The sequence below is a fragment of the Streptomyces sp. NPDC054841 genome, assembly GCF_053611045.1.
This window is the reverse complement of the sequence record NZ_JBSGZO010000882.1, coordinates 1-1532: the sequence shown is the minus strand read 5'-3', so window position 1 is coordinate 1532 and position 1532 is coordinate 1. Positions and strand designations below refer to the sequence as shown.

General features: G+C 70.9%; 1 protein-coding gene. It reads right to left on the bottom strand.

Annotated elements, in window-relative coordinates; all coding sequences use genetic code 11:
• Positions 1–50 precede the first annotated feature (50 nt).
• Positions 51–1385: a class I SAM-dependent methyltransferase gene (locus ACWGI8_RS44165; protein WP_453669250.1), complete on the bottom strand. Its 1335-nt coding sequence runs from the start codon at positions 1383–1385 to the stop codon at positions 51–53.
• Positions 1386–1532: the final 147 nt, after the last annotated feature.

Genomic DNA, 1532 nt, shown 5'->3' with positions numbered 1-1532 from the left:
GTGCGCACACCAGGTGCGCACCCCGCCCGGCCAGGTCCGGCCCGAACGTATCAACGCCGGTCGGACTCACTCCACTTACGGGACCGCAGCGGCATTCCCGAGTCGCCCGACTCCGGCGTCCGCACCGCCAGGATCTGGTTGACCCCGATCCGGTTGCGCTCGAAGGCGAGCGCCGACGCCGCCATGTAGAGCCGCCAGATACGCGCACGGCCCGGTGAGGTGCGGCGTACCGCCCCCTTCCAGTCCGCCTCCAGATTCGCCACCCAGGCGCGCAGCGTGCGGGCGTAGTGCTCGCGGATCGACTCGACGTCCCGGGCCTCGAAGCCGGCCTCCTCCAGGATCGAGACGGTCCTGCCGAGCGGCGCCAGCTCCCCGTCCGGGAACACGTACGCGTCGATGAAGTCGTCCACCTGGTACGCCGCTTCGTCCTCCTCCGGGCGGCGCGCGATCTGGTGGTTCAGCAGCCGGCCGCCCGGCACCAGGAGCGCGTGCAGGACGTCGGCGTACTCCCGGTAGCGGACGGAGCCGACGTGTTCGGCCATGCCGATGGACGAGATCGCGTCGAACGGGGCGTCTCTGACGTCCCGGTAGTCCTGGACGCGGATCTCGATCCGGTCGGCCAGGCCCTCCTCCGCGATCCGCTTACGGGCGTACGCCGCCTGCTCGCGCGAGAGCGTGATACCGGTGACCTGGGCGCCGTACTCCCTGGCCGCGTGCATGGCCATCGAGCCCCAGCCGCAGCCCACGTCCAGCAGCCGGTCCCCCTCCCTGAGCGCCAGCTTGCGGCAGACCAGGTCGAGCTTGTCGCGCTGGGCGTCCGCGAGACTGCCGCCGTCCTCCCAGTACGCGCACGAGTAGACCATCGAGGGGCCGAGCACCTGCTCGTAGAAGTCGTTGCCCACGTCGTAGTGGTGACTGATCGCCTGCCGGTCGCGCACCTTGGTGTGCAGCGGGCCGCGGCGCTTGCGTACCTCCTCGGGGGGCGGGGCCGGCGGGAGCCAGGCGCGGCGGCCCGCCAGCCGCAGCAGCTCCCGGGCGGCTTCGCGCAGCTGTGGGTCGCGCAGCGACTGTGCCAGTCGGGCGGCCTCCGGCCGCGAGCCTCCCGTGGCGGGTGCCGTACGTTCCCAGATCAGGCCCGCGAGCCGGTCGAGGGCCTCGTACAGATCCCCTTCGACGTCGATCTCCCCGGCGACCCAGCCGCGGGCCAGGCCGAGTTCACCCGGTTTCCACAGCAGCCTGCGCAGGGCGCGGCGGTGCCGGATGACGAGGACGGGAGCGTCGGGGGGCCCCGATTCACTGCCGTCCCAGGCGCGGATACGGACCGGGAGCGGTGCTCCCGTGAGTTCCTCGGCGAGAGTGGTGAGCCGCGAAGCGGCATCGGCCATGGCGCACACCTCCGTGATGTCTGTTACCGGAAATGCCCAACACCACGTAAACACCGTCGGCGTTCAGATGCAGTCCCCTGAGCACGCAAATGGACGGCAAAACAGATTCTTTCGCCATCTATCTCGCCGTCCGGGGTACGCCGAAGG